Raw genomic sequence first — 19,549 nt, forward strand, 5'->3', positions numbered from 1 at the left:
TGCAATTGCCATGGGCGCCGACATCGAGTCTTTTGGTGAACCAGGCCGGTCACGATGCACCTTCCTGATGCCGCTTGGCGTGGCGTTGCAGCTGTCAGAGCTGGCTACTGCGCAGGCAACGGCAAAACCATCCTTCGTTCGCCATACACCTGTTGCCTGACATATGCGACAATGCGCGCCAAATTCCAACACACACCCCAAATTTTTCGCTCAGCGACCGGGTTTCGCGCCTTGATGTCGCTGTTGACGCATGCCTGAAGGCACCTGCCGTCACGCTCGCAACCCATTGATAGGTAAAGTAATTGATCTCCACAGCTAACATCACCATGCAGTTCGGCGCCAAGCCGCTATTCGAGAACGTCTCGGTCAAGTTTGGCGCCGGCAACCGCTATGGCTTGATTGGTGCCAACGGTTGCGGCAAGTCGACCTTCATGAAAATTCTCGGCGGCGACCTTGACCCATCCGGCGGCCAGGTCATGCTGGAGCCGAATGTGCGCCTGGGCAAACTGCGCCAGGATCAGTTCGCCTATGAAGAATTCACCGTGCTTGACACCGTGATCATGGGCCACGAGGAGCTGTGGAAGGTCAAAGCCGAGCGCGACCGTATCTATTCGCTGCCGGAAATGAGCGAAGACGACGGCATGGCCGTGGCCGAGCTGGAAACCGAGTTCGCCGAGATGGACGGCTACACCGCCGAGTCCCGCGCCGGCGAGCTGTTGCTGGGTCTGGGCATTCCCCTGGAGCAGCACTTCGGCCCGATGAGCGAAGTGTCCCCTGGCTGGAAACTGCGCGTATTGCTGGCCCAGGCGTTGTTTTCCGACCCGGAAGTGCTGCTGCTCGACGAACCGACCAACCACCTGGACATCAACACCATCCGCTGGCTGGAAAACATCCTGACCCAGCGCTCCAGCCTGATGATCATCATCTCTCACGACCGTCACTTCCTGAACAGCGTGTGCACCCACATGGCTGACCTGGACTACGGTGAGCTGCGCCTGTTCCCGGGCAACTACGACGAGTACATGACCGTGGCGACCCAATCCCGCGAGCAGCTGCTGTCGGACAACGCCAAGAAGAAAGCGCAGATCTCCGAGCTGCAATCCTTCGTCAGCCGCTTCTCGGCCAACGCCTCGAAAGCCAAGCAGGCCACATCCCGTGCCAAGGCGATCGACAAGATCCAACTGGCCGAGGTCAAGCCTTCGAGCCGTGTGAGCCCGTTCATTCGTTTCGAGCAGACTAAAAAGCTGCACCGCCAGGCGGTCATGGTCGAAAAGATGGCCAAAGGTTTTGACGGCAAGCCGCTGTTCAAAGACTTCAGCTTCCAGGTTGAAGCCGGCGAGCGCGTGGCGATCATCGGCCCCAACGGCATCGGCAAGACCACCCTGCTGCGTACCCTGGTCAACGAACTGACCCCGGATGCCGGCAGCATCAAGTGGACCGATGCTGCAGAACTGGGCTACTACGCCCAGGATCACGCGAGTGACTTCGAAAACGACATGAGCCTGTTCGACTGGATGGGCCAATGGACCCAGGGCGAGCAAGTGATCCGCGGCACCCTTGGGCGCATGCTGTTCTCCAACGACGAGATCCTCAAGTCGGTCAAGGTGATCTCCGGTGGTGAGCAAGGACGTATGTTGTTCGGCAAGCTGATCCTGCAAAAGCCGAACGTGCTGATCATGGACGAACCGACCAACCACTTGGACATGGAATCCATCGAAGCGCTGAACCTGGCGCTGGAGAACTACCCGGGCACGCTGATTTTCGTCAGTCACGACCGTGAGTTCGTATCGTCCCTGGCCACTCGCATCATCGAGTTGAGCCCGAGCGGCGTGATCGACTTCAGCGGCACCTATGACGACTACCTGCGTAGTCAGGGCGTGGTGTTTTAAGGGCAGCCATTAGTTTTTAGCTGCTAGCTGCAAGAGAAAGCCCTGTCCATGTGACAGGGCTTTTTGCATACCCACTACTGTAGGAGCGAGCTTGCTCGCGAAAAACCTGAGAGCGCCGCGGAGAATCAGTCTACCCGCGTTATCATTGACGTTTTTCGCGAGCAAGCTCGCTCCTACAGGGGTGCCGGTTATGCCATGATGCTTTCACCGCCCGCCAGCGAACGAGTGCCCATGCCTGCCGCCCCCTCCTCCCTGTCGATCACTTTGCAGATCGTCTCCATCGTCTTCTATACCTTCATCGCCTTTATCTGCATCGGCCTGCCGATTGCGGTGATTCCAGGCTATGTGCATGAACAACTGGGTTTCAGCGCGGTAGTGGCCGGTATCGCCATTGGCTCGCAATACCTGGCCACGCTGCTCAGCCGCCCGATGGCCGGACGGGTGTCGGATAACGTCGGCACCAAGCGGGCGATTGTGCTGGGTTTGGCCGGCATCCTGATCAGCGGTGTGCTGACATTTATCGCCACGCTGCTGGAAAGCCTGCCGAACTTGAGCCTGGGGATTCTGATCGTCGGCCGTTTGTTGTTGGGCGTGGCCCAGGGCCTGATCGGCGTGGGCACCATCAGCTGGTGCATGGGCGCGGTAGGCGTCGAACATACCGCGCGTTCGATTTCCTGGAATGGTATCGCTTCCTACGGCGCCATTGCCATTGGTGCGCCATTAGGCGTGGTGATGGTCGCGGAATATGGCTACATCAGCCTCGGTATTGCGCTGTCAGTGTTGGCGGCGTTGGGCCTGGTGCTGATCCGCAATAAGCCATCAGTGCCGGTGGTGCGCGGTGAGCGGCTGCCGTTCTGGGCGGTGTTCGGGCGAATCGCACCGTTCGGCACCAGCCTGTGCCTGGCCTCGATCGGCTATGGCACGCTGACAACCTTTATCACCCTGTATTACCTCAATCGTGGCTGGACCGGTGCGGCGTACTGCCTGACGGTATTTGGCGTGTGTTTTATCCTGTCGCGCCTGATGTTTATCTCCGCCATCAGCCGCTTTGGCGGGTTCACCGCCGCCATCGGCTGCATGCTCATCGAAACCCTGGGCCTGACCCTGTTGTGGCTGGCGCCGTCCACCGGCGCGGCCTTGATCGGCGCCGGCCTGACCGGCTTTGGCTTGTCGCTGGTGTACCCGGCGCTGGGGGTGGAGGCCATCAAGCAGGTGCCGGACAGCAGCCGCGGTGCGGGGTTGAGCGCCTATGCGGTATTTTTCGACCTGGCCCTGGCGATTGCCGGACCGCTGATGGGCGCCGTGGCGTTGAACCTCGGCTACGGCTGGATCTTTTTCTGCGCGGCCTTGCTGTCGGTCAGTGCACTCGCCCTCACCGTACTGCTCAGGCGCCGCGCCTACTGATCAGCTGTCTGCAAACCGGCGCGGGTCACCTCGCCGAGGGTATGGCTGAAAAAGCGCCCGGCTTCGGAGACCATGTCGCGATGGATACCTTCCCGGTCAACCCCATCGGCATCGGTGCAGATCGCCGGCATCGTCGCCAGTTGATTACTGTCACACGGCGCCATGAACACAAAGTGCCCTGCCCCGGCCAACAGCTTGAAGTCCGGCGGCTGCGGCAGCTTACGCGCCAGGGCGGCGGCGTTCTTGTCCACCGCCACCAATTGGTCGCCGTCGCCACTGTAGAGCAGCACCGGCACGTGCACGTCCGCCAGGGTATGGCGACCGAACATCAGGCTCAGCGGCGCCATCAGCATCAGGGCATGGATACGCGGGTCGGCCTGGGGCTGCAAGTCATCGCGGTCGACCACCAGCTCACCGTTGGTGGTGCAGGCATCGCGGTCCTCGGGGCGTTGCTGGCAGTAGCGGCGCAGGCGCTCGAAATCAGGCTTGGCGCCCGCGAGGATCAGCGCCGTTTCGCCACCGGCTGAATAGCCGATGACGCCGATCTGATCAATATCGACGAAAGGCGACAGCATCGGGTCGGCCAGCGCGGCGGTAATGGCCTGGGAAATCTGGATCGGCCGGCCATACAGGTTGCTCACGGTGCCCAGGCGGCTGTGGTCCTTGTAGTTGTCGCCAGGGTGCAGCACAGCCACCACCACAAACCCCTTGCGTGCCAGGGACGTAGCCAGGTCGTGCAAGGCCAAAGGCGTCCCGGTATTGCCATGGGACAGCATCAGCATCGGGAAACGGCCGATGGCGACCTTGGAATCTTCGCTGGCGGCAACTTGATAGGCGCCCAGTGACGTGGTGTGCTCGGCCTCGGTGGAAGGGTAAAACGCGATAGCTTTCATCGGCTGCGAATCCAGCGGATCGAGCACACTCATGCGATGAAAGCCCACGCTCCAATGGGGGGGCGGTGCCGGGGCAGCGTGCACTGAAACCAGGCCGCCAAGCAGGGAGAGAGCCAAAACAGCACAAAGACGCATCATGGGGACGTCCACCTTTGCTGCGCAAAAACCGGCATGGCGAATTAAAGCCCAGGGTATTGGAGCAATGGTTGCATAACCTGGGCCATAAACAAAAAAACTCCGTACTCCGCTCGCGTTCAGGCGATCAGAATACAGAGTTTAGGCGCCCGGCTTCAGAATGAAACCGGGAAAAATGCTATTTACAAAAGCCTTACGCAGCTGCGAACAACTGCTGGTTGATGCGCGCGTTGGCATCGTTCAACGCTTTGCTGCGAGCTTCATCACCGTAGGCCAGGCCTTCGGCGCGAACGATCTCGATATCGGTGATGCCGAGGAAACCAAACAGCAGTTTCAAGTAACCTTCATGGGCGGCGCCCGAAGCTTGGTCCGCATGCAGGCCGCCGGCGGTGGAGACGATAATGACTTTCTTGTTGCCGCACAGGCCTTCCGGGCCGGCTTCGGTGTAGCGGAAGGTCTGGCCGGCGACCGCGATGCGATCGATCCAGGCTTTCAACTGGGTAGGAATAGTGAAGTTGTACATCGGCGCGCCCACGACCACGGCATCGGCAGCCAGGAATTCAGCCAGCGACGTTGCACTCAGTTGAGCCTCGTGTTTTTGCGCCGCATCGCGCAGTTCAGCAGCCGTGCCCAATGCGCCCAGGGTGGCGCCGGAAAAGTGATTGATGCCTTCGCTGGCCAGGTCACGGTAAGTCACTTCCACCCCCGGCTCAGCCGCTTGCCACGCCTTGACCACACCAGCGCTGAGCTGGCGGGAAGCGGAGTTGTCGCCGAGGATGCTGGAATCGATATGCAGTAGTTTCATGGTGGATCTCCGAGGTGGGATCGACAGTGGCGATCAGATGGTGGTGATGCTACGCATGAAACCAATAGTCGATAAGCCAGCTAAAATGCGATAGTTTGTCCCACTGACAGGACAATAGGCCCAGCATGCAAGACCTCAATGACCTCTACTATTTCGCCAAAGTCGTCGAAGCCGGCGGTTTCGCTGCGGCCGGGCGGCTACTCGGGATTCCCAAGTCCAGGCTGTCACGGCGCATCGCCGAATTAGAAGAACGCCTGGGCGCCCGCCTGTTGCAACGAACTACCCGGCAACTGACGCTGACCGCCGTCGGCGAGCGCTACTTGCGCCATTGCCAGGCCATGTTGCTGGAAGCGGAGATGGCCGATGAGGCCGTGGCGAGCATGTCCAGCGAGCCCCGTGGGCGCCTGCGGGTCAGTTGCCCGGTGGGCCTGGCCCAACACATCCTGCCGGAACTGGTGGCCGGGTTTCTTGCCGCGCATCCGTTGGTGCAGTTGGATATGACCCTGGTCAACCGCCGCGTCGACCTGGTGGCCGAAGGCATTGACGTGGCCCTGCGCGTGCGCGAACTGGGCGATGAAGACCCGCTGCTGGTGACCAAGCGCCTGCGCCAGGCCCAGACCGTACTGGTCGCCAGCCCCGCGCTGATGCGTGAGCGGCAGGTACATACCCTCGACGACCTCAGGCAACTGCCCGTACTTGGTGCACTTGAGGCGGATCGCATGGTGCACCAGCGCATCCTCGACCCTCAGGGCAACCCCTACGACCTGGTGATGGAGGCCCGGCTGGGCATCGAAGACTTTATCGTGCGCAAGGCCAGCGCCATCATGGGTCTGGGCTTCACGGTGCTGCCGATGATGTATTGCGAGGAAGAACTGGCCAGTGGCCGCCTGGTGCAATTGCTGCCGCAATGGTCATTGCCGGGCGGCTGGTTGCAAGCCGTGTACCCGCATCGACGTGGTGTGTTGCCAGCCATCCGCGCCTGGATCGACTACCTGGAAGAAGGCTTCAAAGGCTGTGGAGACCGTTTGCTATGAGCCTGAGCGAAGCACAAGTCGCCGCGTTCTGCCTGGGCCTGCCTGGTGCGCGGGAAGACTACAAATGGGGCGGCGTGCGCGTGTTCTCGATTGCCGGCAACAAGATGTTCGCCCTGCAGAACCTGCGTGGTGAATCGCTGGCATTCAAAGTGGACAAGGACCTGTTCCTGGGCCACGTCGACCGCCCGGGCATCCACCCGGCGCCATATCTGGCCCGGGCACAGTGGATCATCATGAACACGCCCTACCCGCTGGGCGCCGACGAGCTGCGCGGCCTGTTGCAGCGCTCCCACCAACTGGTGGTGAGCAAGCTGCCCAAGCGCACACAGATTGGCCTGTTGCTAGAGGATTGACAGCAACGTGCCGCCCAGGAACAGCTGGTCCAACCAGAACACCTGGTGCAACAGCACGATCACCCAGAACAGCACTTGGTAGGACACCTTGCGCGTCTTGTGCCGGAACACCTGCTGGGCGATCAACGCCCCCGGCCAACCGCCCGCCAGCTCGACGGCATGCAGGATGTTTTCCGGGGTGCGCCAGCCTTCGGTCTGGGCCTTGCGCTTGTCGCTCCAGTACAGGAAAAACGCCACCACGCTGACCAGCCCATACGCCGCCAACGGGATCACCGTCTCACCGCGATACCACAGCAACGCCGAGCCCAACAGCGGCGCGGCGCACAGCAGCGCAAAGATCAGCGCCTTCAGGCGTGGATGCTGGACGCTCATGGCTTGACTGCAGTCCAGTCGACCAAGCCGAACTGCCAAGTCGCCAGGATCACCAGGCCGAAGGCGATCCGGTACCAGGCAAACGCCGCGTAGCTGTGGCTGGCGATGAATTTGAGCAACGCCTTGACCGCGATCATCGCGAAGATGAACGAGGTGACAAAGCCAATGGCGAACACCGGCAGGTCGGCCGGCTGGAACAGATCACGGTATTTGTAGCCCGAGTACACCGCGGCACCGACCATGGTCGGCATGGCCAGGAAGAACGAAAATTCGGTGGCGGTCTTGCGCGACAGGCCGAACAGCAGGCCGCCGATAATCGTCGCACCGGAGCGCGAAGTACCCGGGATCATCGCCAGGCACTGGGCCAGGCCAACCTTGAGGGCGTCTTTCCAGGTAATGTCATCCACGGTTTCAGCGCGCACCGCATGCTGGCGGCGCTCGGCCCACAGCATGATCACGCCACCTACCACCAGGGCGGTGGCGACGGTGATCGGGTTGAACAGGTAGTGCTTGATCAGGTCGGCAAAAATCACCCCCAGTACCACCGCCGGCAACACGGCAATGATCAGGTTGACGGTGAAGCGCCGGGCCTTGGGCTGGGTCGGCAGGCCGATGACCACGTCGAGGATCTTGCGGCGAAACTCCCAGACCACCGCGAGGATCGCGCCGAGCTGGATGATGATATTGAAGGCTTCGAAACGTTCGCCGCCGAAATTGATCAAGTCGGCGACGATGATCTGGTGGCCGGTGCTGGAGATCGGCAGGAACTCCGTCAGCCCCTCGACGATGCCGAGAATCAATGCCTGTATGGCGGTCCAAAAATCCATGCTGTCTCCAAAGGTCACGCGCGTGGCATGCCTCTTAAGTTTTTTTAAAGTTCACTGACGACGAGCGCACTCAAGCGCCCGCGGTTGATTCTCAACGCCGGTCTGCAAAAATTCCGTGAAAAATCAGGCAGTACTCAGGTTTTCCGATTCCGGGCCGAAAGCCTATCAGACACGCCGGAAATCTCGAAGCAGCACCACAATTATAAAGAGCATGGAGTGACAGGACGATGAACAGTTTGCGCAGCATGTCGATCAGCCGCCGCCTTTGGCTGATCCTGATAGTCGCCGTGTTGATGCTGTTGGCCTTGGGGTTGCTGATGCTCAACCAGATCCGTGGCGACCTTTACCAGGCCAAGCGCCAACAGACCCAGCATGTGGTGCAGACCGCCAGCGGCGTGCTCAGCTATTACCAGAACCTGGAAAAGACCGGCGTACTGACCCGCGATACCGCGCAGCAGCAAGCCCTCAGCGCAGTGCGCGGGCTGCGCTATGACCACGATGATTACTTCTGGATCAACGACCTCACCCCCGTGATGATCATGCACGCGGCCAACCCCAAGCTCGATGGCCAGAACCTCTCGGCGATTCGCGACCCGGACGGCTTCGCCGTATTCAACGAGTTCGTGAGTCTGGCCAAGGCCAAGGGCGCCGGTATCGTCAACTACCGCTGGCCGAAACCTGGGGCCGAAGCACCGGTGGAAAAAACCTCGTACATCCAGCTGTTCGAACCCTGGGGCTGGATTATCGGTTCCGGCGTCTATGTGGATGATGTGCAGGCTGAATTCAACGCTCAGGTGTGGAAAGCCTCGTTCATTGTGCTAGGCATCGCGCTGGTCATGGGTCTGCTGGTATCACTGATTGCCCGCAGTATCGTGCAGCCGTTGCAGGCGGCCGTGAACGCCATGGGCAATATTGCCAGCGGCGAAAGCGACCTGACCCGCAGCCTCGACACCCACGGCAGCGACGAGCTCACCCAACTGGCCCGGCATTTCAACAGCTTCACCGCCAAGTTGCGCCAGGTGGTTGGCCAGTTGCAGGTATGCGCGACCGCCCTGGGCCAGTCGTCCACGGAGTTGGGCCACAACGCCAGCCAGGCCCACGACCGCAGCCAGCAGCAATCGCAGCAGATGGAGTTGGTGGCTACCGCTATCAATGAAGTCACCTACGGCGTGCAGGACGTGGCGAAGAATGCCGAACATGCCGCCAGCGAAATGCGCGATGCCCAAGCCCAGGCGCAACAGGGCCAGGTCAACATCGATGGCAGTTTGCAGCAGATCGACCAGCTCTCCAACACCATCAGCCAGGCCGTAGAGGTGATTCGCACGCTCTCCAGCGAAAGCACTCAGATTGGCGGCGTCCTCGAAGTGATCCGCTCCATCGCCGACCAGACCAACCTGCTCGCCCTGAACGCCGCCATTGAAGCCGCCCGCGCTGGCGAACAGGGCCGTGGGTTTGCGGTGGTCGCCGATGAAGTGCGCCTGCTGGCCCAGCGCACGCAGAAATCCACCGCCGAAATCCAGGCAATGATCGAGCGCTTGCAAGGCCACTCGGAAGCGGCGGTCAAGGTCATCAGCGACAGCCACAGCGCCTCGCAACTGACCATCGAGCAGGCCGGCCAGGCGGGGGCCAGCCTCACCGCCATCGGCCAGGCGCTGCACAACCTCAACGGTTTGAACGCCTCGATTGCCAGCGCCACCCTGCAACAGGCCCATGTGGTCGAAGATATCAACCAGAACGTCACCCAGGCCGCAGGGTTGTCCCACAGCACGGCGCTGGCGGCCGAACAATCCAGCGTGGCGAGTGGGCAGTTGCGTGGGCTGAGTGAGCAGCTTGATGGGTTGCTGCGCCAATTCCGAATCTAGCGCCGGCAACTTTGGGAGGGGCGGTGCGACGATTCGACTTGCTCCCGATTACGGTGGGTCAGTTGCAAATGAGCTGACTGATCCAACGTAATCGGGAGCAAGCCCCCTCCCACATTTTTGTACGATGTATGCCCATTGCACGCAAGTTTGAAGATCGCTGGCCTCTAGGTACAATCACCGCCCTCTCCCACTTCCCAAGGATCCACCATGTCCGGGCTTGAACTGTTCGCCGCCGCCCTGGGGGTGATCGCTGTCTGGCTGACGGTCAAGCAGAACCCCTGGTGCTGGCCCATCGGCCTGGTAATGGTGCTGCTCTACACCTGGGTTTTCTTCGAGGTAAAACTCTACTCCGACATGCTGCTGCAGGTGGTCTACGCCGCGTTGCAAGTCTATGGCTGGTGGCAATGGACCCGCGCCGGCGAGGTCAGGCAGGGTCGCCAGGTCACCCGCCTGGGGGCACCTGCGATCATGACCAGCCTGGCCGTGGGCGCCGTTGGCAGCCTGTTGCTCGGCGCCGCCATGGCCCACTGGACCGACGCCGCACAGCCATGGCTCGACGCGGCCCTTACCGGTTTCAGCCTGGTGGCGCAAATGTGGATGGCGCAAAAACGCCTGCAGTGCTGGCCGTTGTGGATTGTGGTGGATGTAATATTCGTCGGGCTCTTCCTCTACAAAGGCCTCTACCTCACCGCCGCGCTCTACGCGCTGTTCACCGCCATCGCTGTGCAAGGCTGGCGTGAATGGCGCGCCGACCCGGCGTTGCAGCCATGAAGGTGGTAGTGCTGGCAGGCCCGGAATCCAGTGGTAAAAGCTGGCTGGCTGCCGAGTTGCACGCACACTTCGGCGGGCTGATGGTCGGCGAGTACGTGCGCTATTTCATCGATCACCATCAGCGTGACACCTGCCTGGCGGATATCCCGGCGATTGCCCGTGGCCAGCTGGAATGGGAAGACGCTGCCCGCGCCGAACGCCCTGGCCTGCTGGTGCTCGACACGCACCTGCTGGCCAACAAACTGTGGAGTCAGACCCTGTTCGGCGACTACCCCGGCTGGCTCGACAGCGAACTGCTGGCCCGGCATTACGACCTGCACCTGCTGCTCTCCCCCGAGGATGTGCAATGGTGCGCCGACGGCCAGCGCTGCCAGCCGGAGCTTGAAGACCGCCGCGCGTTTTTTCAGGCGAGCCTGGACTGGATGCAGCAGCATCGACAGCCAGTACTGGTGATTCGCGGAACCTGGCAAGACCGCCGCACGGCGGCATTCGCTGCAGTAGAGCGACTGCTCGCCCAACCCGCGTAGCAACGCACCGCCACCTGCACCGACCGTCGGGTCAACGCAGTCCATCGCTGTGACCGCCAGTCAACCTTTCAAAGGAGACTGGCCTATGAATATGCGCATCGTTGCCCGCCTGATCAATTTGCCCGAAAACCGTGGCGTTCGCGTCGAAACGGCGGCGCACCCGCTGTTACTGGTACGCAGTGGAGGCCAGGTACGCGCCTTCCAGGCCGATTGCCCCCATGCCGGCGCGCCACTGGAAGAAGGCGTTATCTGCCAAGGCCGCATCGTCTGCCCCTGGCACAAGGCAACCTTTGCCGTGGCCAATGGGGCGGTGCTCGAACCGCCAGCCTTAGTGGCGCTCAAGCAATACCCGGTGCAGGTTCGCGATGGTGTGGTCAGTGTCGGTGACGCGCCAGTTGACCCTGCACCCACGGTCGTGGTCGATGACTCGCGTTGCTTCGCGGTGATCGGCGCGGGAGCGGCCGGTACCGCAGCGGTCGCCACCTTGCGCCGCGAGGGTTTTACTGGGCGCCTGCTGTGGATCGACCGCGAATCCGCGCCGGCCTACGACCGCACCGCCTTGAGCAAATTCGTGATCGCAGGGCAAATGGCGCCGCAGGATACGCCACCCCTGCTGGAAGACGCGCCCTTCGACACCCTCGGTATCCAGGGTGAGGTGCAGCGCCTGGATGCCGTTGCCAAACGCATCGAACTGGCCGACGGTCGCCACTTCGACTACGACGCTGCGCTGGTTGCCACCGGCGGCCAGCCGCAGTCACTGGATATTCCCGGCGCCGTGCTGAGCAACGTCTTCGTGCTACGTAGCCGCGAAGATGCCGCACGCATCGACGCGGCCGCAGAGTCGGCAGCCTGCGCAGTGATCATCGGCGACAGCTTTATCGGCCTGGAAGCCGCGTCGGCCCTGCGCCAGCGCGGCCTGGTGGTGCAAGTGGTCAGCCGCCATGACGTTCCACTTGCCGCGCAATTGGGCCGACGCATCGGCGCCGCCCTGCGACAGTTGCATGAAGACAATGGCGTGATCTTCCACGGCAATACCGAGCCGGTGAGCCTGGACGGCCACGGCGCGGTCGGTACGGTACTGCTGAAAAACGGTAAACGACTGGCGGCCGACCTGGTGGTGATCGGTGTCGGCGTAACGCCTGCCACGGGTTTTATCGAGGGTGTCAGTAAAGCCGAGGACCAGTCGCTCCTGGCCGATCACCACCTGCAAGCCGCCCCCGGGTTATGGGCTGCCGGCGATAACCTGACCTTCCCTTGGAACCATCAGCCAACACGCATCGAACACTGGCGCCTGGCCCAGCAGTTGGGGGTGCTGGCGGCACGCAACATGCTCGGCGCCGCCCAGGCCTATGCCGACGTGCCCTTCTTCTGGACCTACCACTTTGGCAAGACATTCGAGGTGCTCGGCCATGGACAACACTGGAACCGCCTGCACATCGAGGGCGACTTGCAGCGACACCACTTCATCGCCCTGCTCTGCCATGACGATCAGGTGGAAGCCGTGGTCGCCTGCGAATATCCGCAGGCGATGGCGCGCCTGTCACAGCGCATGCAGAGTCCGTTGAACAAGGCCGAAGCCCTTGGGTTGATTCACGAAGGTTAGCGCTTTTTGCGCGTGCCCAATTGAATCCAGGTCGGCGCATGGTCGCTGGCGTGGGCCTCGTTGCGGACCCAGGCATCGACGCCGGCATCTTTCAAGTACGGCTTGAGGGCGGGGTTGAGCAATAGGTGGTCGATGCGCAGGCCGGAGTTTTTCTGCCAATGCTGGCGGAAGTAATCCCAGAAGGTGTAGACGCGCTCTTCGGGATACAGGTGGCGCAAGGAATCGGTCCAGCCCTGCTCCAGCAATCGCTGGTAGCAGGCGCGGCTCTCGGGCTGCAACAAGGCATCCTTGAGCCAGGACCGCGGGTTGTAGATGTCCAGGTCGGTGGGCACCACATTGAAATCCCCCGCCAGCAACACTGGATGCTCACTGGCTTGCAGGGCCTTGGCATAGTCGATCAGGCGCTCGAACCAGGCCAGTTTGTAGTCGAATTTCGGACCCGGTTGCGGGTTGCCATTGGGCAGGTAGAGGCAGCCGACCAGCACGCCGTGCACTGCCGCTTCGATATAGCGGCTCTGGGTGTCGCTGTCATCGCCGGGCAAACCACGCCGGCTTTCCAAGGGCTGCGCATCCCGCGCCAGGATCGCCACGCCATTCCACGACGCCTGGCCCAGGCAGATCGCGCCGTAGCCGGCGGTTTCAAACTCAACATAGGGGAACAGGCTTTGCGGCGCCTTGAGCTCCTGCAGGCAGACGATATCCGGCTGTTCGCGCTGCAGCCAGTGCAACAGGTTAGGCAGGCGCGCGCGGATACCGTTGATGTTGAAGGTGGCGATTTTCAACGCTTTCATCGGGTTGGTTCCTCTTCCAGGGCTCTTGGGGTAGAGCCTGGAAGGGACCCGGATGTTCCTTTAATACCCCAAGGACAAGCCCGTATTACGTCGTGGGTCGTTCGCCCCATAGAAGCGGTTGTTGCCCACCGGCTTGCTATCCAGGGACGGCGCCCCCACCAGGATCGCCGCCAGGTGATTGGCATCCTGGGGGCCGGCAAACTTGTGGCCCCAGCTTTCCAGGATTTTCTGGGTGTCTGGGCTGACGGCGAAGGTCTCCAGGTTGGTGGTGTCAGGCATCCATTGCTGGTGGAAGCGCGGTGCATCCACGGCTTCCTGGATGTTCATCTTGTAGTCGATGACATTCAGGATGGTCAGCAAGGTAGCGGTAATGATGCGGCTACCCCCCGGCGTACCGACCACCATCACCGCCTTGCCATCCTTGGTGACGATGGTCGGGCTCATCGACGACAGCGGCGCCTTGCCCGGCGCGATGGCGTTGGCCTCACCCTGGACCAGCCCGTACATGTTCGGCACGCCGACCTTGACGGTGAAGTCGTCCATTTCATCGTTGAGGATCACCCCGGTCTTGCTCGCCATGACGCCGGCACCGAACCAGTCGTTGAGGGTGTAGGTCACCGAAACCGCGTTGCCCCACTTGTCGACGATGGAATAGTGGGTGGTGTTATTGCCTTCATGGGGCGACACCCCCGGCTTGATCGCCTGGGAATCCCCGGCTTTATGCGGTTCGATGGCGTCACGCAGTTTCGCCGCGTAGTTCTTGTCGAGCAGGTGTTCGATCGGGTTCTTCACGAAATCCGGGTCGCCCAGGTAGCTGTTGCGGTCCACATAGGCATGGCGCATCGCTTCGATCTGGTAGTGCAGGCCTTGGGCCGAGTGATAGCCCAGGTCGGCCATAGGGTAGCCTTCGAGAATGTTCATGATCTGGCAGATCACCACGCCGCCCGAGCTGGGAGGCGGTGCCGACACCACGTGGTAGCCACGGTAATCGCACTCGATGGGCGCCAGCTCGCGGGTCTTGTACTTGTCGAGGTCGGCCTGGGTGATGATGCCTTTGCCGGCCTGGCTGGAGTCCACCAGGGCCTTGGCCACCCAACCTTTATAGAACCCGTCGGTGCCCTTGGCGGAGATTTCCCTGAGGGTCTTGGCCAGGTCTTTCTGCACCAGTTTCTGGCCCACCTGCAGCGGTTGGCCGTTGTGCAGGAAGATCCCGCGCAAATCCTGGTCTTTTTCGAACTCGCCGGTGGCGGTATGCAACAGGTCGATATCGCCCTGCTCCAGTTCAAAGCCATTTTCCGCCAACTTGATCGCAGGGGCTATCACCTGGTCACGCTTGAGCGTGCCGTATTTGCTCAGGGCCAGTTCCATGCCGGAAACGGTGCCCGGTACGCCAACCGCCAGATGGCCTTTGGCACTCAGGCCCTCGACCACGTTGCCGGCCTTGTCCAGGTACATGTCGGCAGTCGCCGCCAGCGGGGCTTTTTCGCGGAAGTCGAGGAAGGTCTTGCGCCCGTCGGCCAGTTGCACAGTCATGAAACCGCCGCCGCCGAGGTTGCCCGCCGCCGGGTACACTACGGCCAGCGCGTAGCCTACGGCCACTGCCGCGTCCACCGCGTTGCCCCCGGCCTTGAGTACATCCACGCCAACATGCGTGGCCAGATGCTGGGCCGTCACCACCATGCCATTTTCACCGGCGACCGGGGCCTGTGACGCGGCTTGCACGCCGCTGAGCGTGAACACCAGCACCGTGGCAATCAAGGTGCGGCTCAAAGATAGGTATTTCATCCATGGCTACTCTGGTTATTGAGATGCACCAAAATAGCCCCTCGCGGATTTATTCCCCAGCGCAATGGCGTTTTTATTACAGAACCTGTCGGTGGTAGAACGGGCCCGAAAAAGCCCATGCTATATTTCGCGCCCTGAGTGTCTAGCAAGGCCCTATAGATGGCGATCAAGAAGAGTGGTATCCGCGCCCAACAGGCCGACCAGACGCGGGCGCGCATCCTGCAGGCGGCGGTCAAGGTGTTCACCCGCGACGGCTATTCCGGCGGGCGCGTCGACAGCATTTCCAAGGCCGCAGACTCCAACGACCGCATGCTTTATTACTACTTCGGCAGCAAGGAACAACTGTTCACCTGCGTGCTGGAGCATATCTACGAGCAGTTCAACCAGGCCGAGGGCAAGCTCAAGCTGGACCTTGCGGCACCGGCCCAGGCCCTGCGCGAGCTGGTGGCGTTTATCTGGAACTATTACGTCAAGCATCCCGAATTCGTAGCGATCCTGAGTATCGAGAACCTGCATCAGGGCAAGCATGCCCGGCAGTCCAGCGAAATGCGTCGGTTGTCCGGTGAGGCGGTCGGCGTGCTGCGCCCGATCATCGAGGCCGGCCAGGCCCAGGGCGTGTTTCGCCAGGACATCGACCTCAAGCATGTGTACTTGATGATTGCTTCGCTGTGCTACTTCTACAACTCCAACCGCCATACCCTCAGTTCGTTCCTGGGTGAAGACCTGTCGAACGAGGGACAGCAGCAGGATTGGCTGGCATTTATCACCGACCTGGTGCTGCGCGGCGTCATGCCTGACAGTGTGTCAGCCAAGGGTTTTATTAACTGAACTACTGCCATCGGGGGCAAACCCCCTCCCACATTCTGATTTGTGAATACAGTCAAAATGTGGGAGGGGGCTTGCCCCCGATGGCGGTGGGTCAGCCCCATCTATATCGGGGACAAGTCGAATCGTTGTGCCGCTTCTCCCACTGTCAATGGCTGCCGGGATCGGCACGCAAGTGAGCGACCTTCTGTTCCAGCCCTTGCCACTGTGGCGCGTTCGGCGCAAATCGCCCGCGCAAGTAGGCCACCAGATCCGCCACCTGGGTATTCGACAAGCTGTCCCTGAACCCCGGCATATACCCCAGGTCGCGGGTCGCCGGCTGGGAAATACCTTGCAAAATCACCTTGATCAAATTATCCGGCTGGTCGCTGAATACATTGGTATTGGTCGCCAATGACGGGCTGACCCCAAACAGTTTCGGCCCCAGCCCATCGGCATGGCAGGCTTTGCACGAACCTTCGAAGACGCGCCGGCCGTTCGGATTCGGTATACCCGCTGCTGCGACCTGTGCCTGCGCTGCCGCTTCGTGATTGAGCGAAGCCAGGTACACCGCCATCGCACGGATATCCGCCTTCGGCAGCTTCGACAACTCGCTTACCACTGGCCCCATCGGCCCCCCTGCCACGCCATGGGCGTCGGAATAGCCGGTGCTCAAATAGCTAAACAGCTGGTCTTCGGTCCAGGGCGTCGGGGCCTTGGACAACCCCGTCAGCGCCGGGGCCTCCCAGCCATCTACCACACCGCCGGCGAGGAATGCCTTGCCGCCCTTTTGCGCCCCCATCAGGTTGCGCGGCGAATGACACGCGGCACAGTGTCCCAGGCCATTGACCAGATAATTGCCGCGATTCCATTGTTCACTGCGCTCAGGCTGCGGGGTGATTTCGCCGCGCCTCAGGTTCAGTGCGTTCCACCCCGCCATCAAGGGTCTGACATTGAACGGAAACTTCATCGCGTTCGGCTTTGGTGCCTGGCTGACCGGCGCCTGGGACATCAGGTAGGCATACAGCGCCTGCATGTCCGCCTCGTTGATATTGCGAAACGCCGTATAGGGAAACGCCGGATACAGGTTACGCCCGTCGCGCCCGATGCCGTCACGCATTGCCCGTTCGAATGCCGGGTACGACCAGGCGCCAATGCCGGTGTTCACATCCGGGGTGATGTTGCTGCTATACAAGGTGCCGAACGGCGTCTGCATGGCCAGGCCGCCGGCATTGGGCGCTCCGCCCGGCGCCGTATGGCACACCGCGCAGTCGCCGACCGCCGCAAGCAGGCGCCCGCGCTCCAGGGTGGCTTTGGACCAGGTGCCGGGGCTGGGCGGTGCGATAGGCGCGATTTCGCTGTGGAACGGCCAGGCCGTGGCCAGCAGTGCTCCGAGGGTCGCGAACAGCGCGCCGAACCACCATTTGCGGCGTTTTTGTGGCGACTTGGCCGGCTCAGCCAAGGTGCCGGCATTCAATGCCGCCAGTACTCGCTCCGGGGTGATCGGCAACTCGCGAAAACGAATACCGGTGGCGTCATAGATCGCATTGGCAATCGCCGCCGCGCTGGGTACCGACGCCGATTCACCGGCGCCCATGGGCGGCTGGTCCTGGCGCGGCATCATCAGCACATCGATCTTCGGCACCTCGGGGAAGGTCAGGATCGGGTAACCGCCCCACTCCTTGCTCGCCACCGTGGATTCCTCGAAGGTCACCCGCTCCTTCAACACACGGCTGGTGGACTGGATCACATTGCCGTGAATCTGATGCTCAACCCCCGCCGGGTTGATCATCATCCCCGCGTCATGGCCGATCACCACCCGCGTCACCGATACATCGCCGGTGTGTTTATCGATGGCCACGTCCGCTACCCATGCGGCCCAGGCCGCGCCGAAGCCGGGAAACTTACTGTGGATGTAGCGCGCATAGGCAAAGCCGCGGCCACGTAACAGGTGGTCATCGCTGGCGGTTTGCATCGGCGCGGTGCGTGGGGACCAGGCGGCGCGTTCGGCGGTAGATTTCACCAAGTCGATGGCGCGCGGGTCCTTGAGGTAACGCAGGCGGTATTCCACCGGATCGACGCCGGCGGCGAAAGCCAGTTCATCGATATAGGATTCGTGAGCAAAGGTGTTGGGCAAAGCCGACACGCCACGCATCCACGAGGCCCGCACGATAGGCGCCATGTCATTGATGGTTACGCGCATATTGTCGATGTCATAAGGCGGGATCGAGGTGCGGTCGCCCATTTCGAACATCGCCGCCACCGGTTCGACGCGGCCGGTCAGCAGCAGTGCCAGGGTCGGCGCGCCGTTGGACGGGTAGCTGGTTTCGAAGTCATAGGCGGCGATGCTGCCATCGGCGTTCACGCCGCCGTTCACCTCCATCAATTGCGCGGTGCCCTTGGGCTCCCATAGATGTTCCTGTTCACGGGTCAGTTGCACGCGCACTGGCTTGCCCACCGCCCGGGACAACAACAAGGCGTCGGCGCACACATCGTCGGCACAGTTGCGCCCGTAACAGCCGGAGGCTTCCATGCGGATCACCTCGATCAGGGCTTCATCGCATTCCAGCAGCCAGGCCAGATCGGCACGCAGCAGATGCGGGTTCTGGCTGCCGGACCATACGCGGCTGCCGTTGTCCTGATAATCCGCCACCGCGCAGGATGGGCCGATGGAGGCGTGCATCTGGTAGGGCCACAGGTAAGTGCGCGGCATGCGCTGGCTGGCATTAGCTAGGGCGGCATCGACCTCACCCTGATCGAGCACGGTGCGGCGCACGCGCGGGTTAGCGCGAATGGCCTGCGCCACGTCGCGCATATCCGGCGCCGCGTGAGCCCACGATTTCCATTGCACCTGCAGCTCGGCGGCAGCCTTGATCGCCTGTTCTTCGCGCAACGCCACTACGCCGACAAAATCCCGGATCACCACCACCGCGACGATACCGGGGATATGGGCGATGGAGGCTTCGTTCACACTCAACAGGCTATTGCCAACAAACTCCCCACAGTCGAGCCCCGCATACGGTGGGCGCACCACCCGGCCATGGAGCATGCCCGGCACGCGCATGTCGTGCACATAGGTCAGCTCGCCGGTGGCTTTGCCGGGGATGTCCAGGCGGGTCGTGTCCTGGCCGACCAGGCGGTAGTCCGCGGGGGCCTTGAGCGGCGCGTTGCCACTGATGCGCACTTGGTCATGCTGGCCGCTGACCAGCTCGGAATAGGTGGTGGTGCGCCCATCGGCGGCATGGATAACACCGGCCTCGACCTTGAGGCTGGCGGTACTGACGCCCCAGCGTCCTGCCGCCCGCGCCAGCAAAAAGCGTCGCGCCTCTGCTGCTGCGTTGCGCAAGGGCACAGCGGAAATCTGCAAGGTCGCACTGGCAATGGTCGCGCCCTGGTTCGGCGCACGCGCGGTATCGCCCAGCACCATCCTCACCTGATCCATGCCCAGGTCCAGCTCTTCGGCGACGATCTGCGCCAACGCCGTGCGCACGCCGGTCCCCAGGTCCACATGACCATTGAACGCATACACCAGGCCATCATCGTTCACAGCGATAAACAACCCCAGCTCCTTGGGTTTCACCGTGGGCGTGCCGCCCTTGGCCACCGGCCCCGACGGCGGCAATACATCATCGACAATCAGCAATACACCGGCCTTGGCCAGCCACTGCTCACGGGAAAGGGTCGTTTCGGTCAT

At 61.9% G+C, this 19,549-nt stretch carries 16 protein-coding genes and 1 pseudogene; 9 read left to right on the forward strand and 8 right to left on the reverse strand.

Annotated features, from left to right (window positions below; translation table 11 throughout):
• Positions 1 to 302 precede the first annotated feature (302 nt).
• Positions 303 to 1,889, forward strand: a complete 1,587-nt coding sequence (locus BLU48_RS11255) for an ABC-F family ATPase (RefSeq protein WP_080889092.1) — start codon at positions 303 to 305, stop codon at positions 1,887 to 1,889.
• A gap of 75 nt (positions 1,890 to 1,964) precedes the next feature.
• On the opposite strand, the pseudogene BLU48_RS32275 reads toward BLU48_RS11255, so the two are convergent.
• A pseudogene (locus BLU48_RS32275) lies at positions 1,965 to 2,081 on the reverse strand (outer membrane lipoprotein carrier protein LolA); the annotation flags it as partial.
• Between the two features lie 39 nt (positions 2,082 to 2,120).
• Here BLU48_RS32275 and BLU48_RS11260 point away from each other — a divergent pair.
• Positions 2,121 to 3,293 (forward strand): MFS transporter, encoded by a 1,173-nt coding sequence (locus tag BLU48_RS11260; protein WP_057022403.1) that lies wholly within the window; start codon positions 2,121 to 2,123, stop codon positions 3,291 to 3,293.
• On the opposite strand, the gene BLU48_RS11265 is transcribed toward BLU48_RS11260, so the two are convergent.
• Positions 3,287 to 4,324: an alpha/beta hydrolase family protein gene (locus BLU48_RS11265; protein ID WP_057022404.1), complete on the reverse strand. Its 1,038-nt coding sequence runs from the start codon at positions 4,322 to 4,324 to the stop codon at positions 3,287 to 3,289. The two genes, BLU48_RS11260 and BLU48_RS11265, sit on opposite strands and share 7 nt — an antisense overlap.
• A 190-nt stretch (positions 4,325 to 4,514) precedes the next feature.
• Positions 4,515 to 5,126: an FMN-dependent NADH-azoreductase gene (locus BLU48_RS11270; protein WP_057022405.1), complete on the reverse strand. Its 612-nt coding sequence runs from the start codon at positions 5,124 to 5,126 to the stop codon at positions 4,515 to 4,517.
• A 125-nt stretch (positions 5,127 to 5,251) separates the two neighbouring features.
• Here BLU48_RS11270 and BLU48_RS11275 point away from each other — a divergent pair, with 125 nt between their 5' ends.
• Together BLU48_RS11275 and BLU48_RS11280 are read left to right on the forward strand one after the other, a co-directional pair.
• Complete coding sequence (locus tag BLU48_RS11275) at positions 5,252 to 6,160, forward strand: LysR substrate-binding domain-containing protein (protein ID WP_056845880.1); 909 nt, start codon at positions 5,252 to 5,254, stop codon at positions 6,158 to 6,160.
• Complete coding sequence (locus tag BLU48_RS11280) at positions 6,157 to 6,513, forward strand: MmcQ/YjbR family DNA-binding protein (RefSeq protein WP_057022406.1); 357 nt, start codon at positions 6,157 to 6,159, stop codon at positions 6,511 to 6,513. The genes BLU48_RS11275 and BLU48_RS11280 overlap by 4 nt, the downstream gene beginning before the upstream one ends.
• Here BLU48_RS11280 and BLU48_RS11285 read toward each other — a convergent pair.
• Positions 6,502 to 6,885 (reverse strand): DUF1294 domain-containing protein, encoded by a 384-nt coding sequence (locus tag BLU48_RS11285; protein ID WP_057022407.1) that lies wholly within the window; start codon positions 6,883 to 6,885, stop codon positions 6,502 to 6,504. The two genes, BLU48_RS11280 and BLU48_RS11285, sit on opposite strands and share 12 nt — an antisense overlap.
• Positions 6,882 to 7,712, reverse strand: a complete 831-nt coding sequence (locus BLU48_RS11290) for an undecaprenyl-diphosphate phosphatase (RefSeq protein ID WP_057022408.1) — start codon at positions 7,710 to 7,712, stop codon at positions 6,882 to 6,884. The genes BLU48_RS11285 and BLU48_RS11290 overlap by 4 nt, the downstream gene beginning before the upstream one ends.
• A gap of 227 nt (positions 7,713 to 7,939) precedes the next feature.
• Here BLU48_RS11290 and BLU48_RS11295 point away from each other — a divergent pair, with 227 nt between their 5' ends.
• From BLU48_RS11295 to BLU48_RS11310, 4 genes are all read left to right on the forward strand, one after another.
• On the forward strand, positions 7,940 to 9,574 hold the full coding sequence (locus tag BLU48_RS11295) for a methyl-accepting chemotaxis protein (RefSeq protein WP_057022409.1): 1,635 nt from the start codon (positions 7,940 to 7,942) through the stop codon (positions 9,572 to 9,574).
• Between the two features lie 207 nt (positions 9,575 to 9,781).
• Positions 9,782 to 10,345 carry a nicotinamide riboside transporter PnuC gene (gene pnuC, locus BLU48_RS11300; protein WP_057022410.1) on the forward strand — a complete coding sequence of 188 codons (564 nt, stop codon included), beginning with the start codon at positions 9,782 to 9,784 and terminating at the stop codon, positions 10,343 to 10,345.
• A complete protein-coding gene (locus BLU48_RS11305; protein WP_057022411.1) occupies positions 10,342 to 10,872 on the forward strand; it encodes an AAA family ATPase in 531 nt (176 codons plus the stop codon). Before pnuC ends, BLU48_RS11305 begins: the two co-directional genes overlap by 4 nt.
• Positions 10,873 to 10,957: 85 nt before the next feature.
• Positions 10,958 to 12,475, forward strand: coding sequence for an FAD-dependent oxidoreductase (locus BLU48_RS11310; RefSeq protein ID WP_057022412.1), 1,518 nt, complete (start codon positions 10,958 to 10,960; stop codon positions 12,473 to 12,475).
• On the opposite strand, the gene xth is transcribed toward BLU48_RS11310, so the two are convergent.
• On the reverse strand, positions 12,472 to 13,266 hold the full coding sequence (xth, locus tag BLU48_RS11315) for an exodeoxyribonuclease III (RefSeq protein WP_057022413.1): 795 nt from the start codon (positions 13,264 to 13,266) through the stop codon (positions 12,472 to 12,474). The two genes, BLU48_RS11310 and xth, sit on opposite strands and share 4 nt — an antisense overlap.
• Positions 13,267 to 13,326: 60 nt before the next feature.
• Complete coding sequence (gene ggt / locus BLU48_RS11320) at positions 13,327 to 15,051, reverse strand: gamma-glutamyltransferase (RefSeq protein WP_057022414.1); 1,725 nt, start codon at positions 15,049 to 15,051, stop codon at positions 13,327 to 13,329.
• A gap of 159 nt (positions 15,052 to 15,210) precedes the next feature.
• Between ggt and BLU48_RS11325 the strand changes: the two genes are divergently transcribed.
• Positions 15,211 to 15,879 carry a TetR/AcrR family transcriptional regulator gene (locus tag BLU48_RS11325; RefSeq protein ID WP_057022415.1) on the forward strand — a complete coding sequence of 223 codons (669 nt, stop codon included), beginning with the start codon at positions 15,211 to 15,213 and terminating at the stop codon, positions 15,877 to 15,879.
• Between the two features lie 145 nt (positions 15,880 to 16,024).
• Here the strand turns inward: BLU48_RS11325 and BLU48_RS11330 are convergent, their stop codons facing one another.
• Positions 16,025 to 19,549, reverse strand: a complete 3,525-nt coding sequence (locus BLU48_RS11330) for a molybdopterin cofactor-binding domain-containing protein (protein WP_057022686.1) — start codon at positions 19,547 to 19,549, stop codon at positions 16,025 to 16,027.

The sequence above is a fragment of the Pseudomonas synxantha genome (assembly GCF_900105675.1).
GTDB lineage: Bacteria > Pseudomonadota > Gammaproteobacteria > Pseudomonadales > Pseudomonadaceae > Aquipseudomonas > Aquipseudomonas synxantha.

What these genes read in the sequence shown, in the direction of transcription:
- BLU48_RS11310 (WP_057022412.1), top strand. Translation starts at nt 10,958, where the DNA reads ATGAATATGCGCATCGTTGCCCGCCTGATCAATTTGCCCGAAAACCGT.
- BLU48_RS11270 (WP_057022405.1), bottom strand. Translation starts at nt 5,126, where the DNA reads ATGAAACTACTGCATATCGATTCCAGCATCCTCGGCGACAACTCCGCT.
- BLU48_RS11280 (WP_057022406.1), top strand. Translation starts at nt 6,157, where the DNA reads ATGAGCCTGAGCGAAGCACAAGTCGCCGCGTTCTGCCTGGGCCTGCCT.
- BLU48_RS11325 (WP_057022415.1), top strand. Translation starts at nt 15,211, where the DNA reads ATGGCGATCAAGAAGAGTGGTATCCGCGCCCAACAGGCCGACCAGACG.
- BLU48_RS11285 (WP_057022407.1), bottom strand. Translation starts at nt 6,885, where the DNA reads ATGAGCGTCCAGCATCCACGCCTGAAGGCGCTGATCTTTGCGCTGCTG.
- BLU48_RS11330 (WP_057022686.1), bottom strand. Translation starts at nt 19,549, where the DNA reads ATGACCGAAACGACCCTTTCCCGTGAGCAGTGGCTGGCCAAGGCCGGT.
- pnuC (WP_057022410.1), top strand. Translation starts at nt 9,782, where the DNA reads ATGTCCGGGCTTGAACTGTTCGCCGCCGCCCTGGGGGTGATCGCTGTC.
- BLU48_RS11275 (WP_056845880.1), top strand. Translation starts at nt 5,252, where the DNA reads ATGCAAGACCTCAATGACCTCTACTATTTCGCCAAAGTCGTCGAAGCC.
- BLU48_RS11305 (WP_057022411.1), top strand. Translation starts at nt 10,342, where the DNA reads ATGAAGGTGGTAGTGCTGGCAGGCCCGGAATCCAGTGGTAAAAGCTGG.
- BLU48_RS11260 (WP_057022403.1), top strand. Translation starts at nt 2,121, where the DNA reads ATGCCTGCCGCCCCCTCCTCCCTGTCGATCACTTTGCAGATCGTCTCC.
- BLU48_RS11295 (WP_057022409.1), top strand. Translation starts at nt 7,940, where the DNA reads ATGAACAGTTTGCGCAGCATGTCGATCAGCCGCCGCCTTTGGCTGATC.
- BLU48_RS11265 (WP_057022404.1), bottom strand. Translation starts at nt 4,324, where the DNA reads ATGATGCGTCTTTGTGCTGTTTTGGCTCTCTCCCTGCTTGGCGGCCTG.
- xth (WP_057022413.1), bottom strand. Translation starts at nt 13,266, where the DNA reads ATGAAAGCGTTGAAAATCGCCACCTTCAACATCAACGGTATCCGCGCG.
- ggt (WP_057022414.1), bottom strand. Translation starts at nt 15,051, where the DNA reads ATGAAATACCTATCTTTGAGCCGCACCTTGATTGCCACGGTGCTGGTG.
- BLU48_RS11290 (WP_057022408.1), bottom strand. Translation starts at nt 7,712, where the DNA reads ATGGATTTTTGGACCGCCATACAGGCATTGATTCTCGGCATCGTCGAG.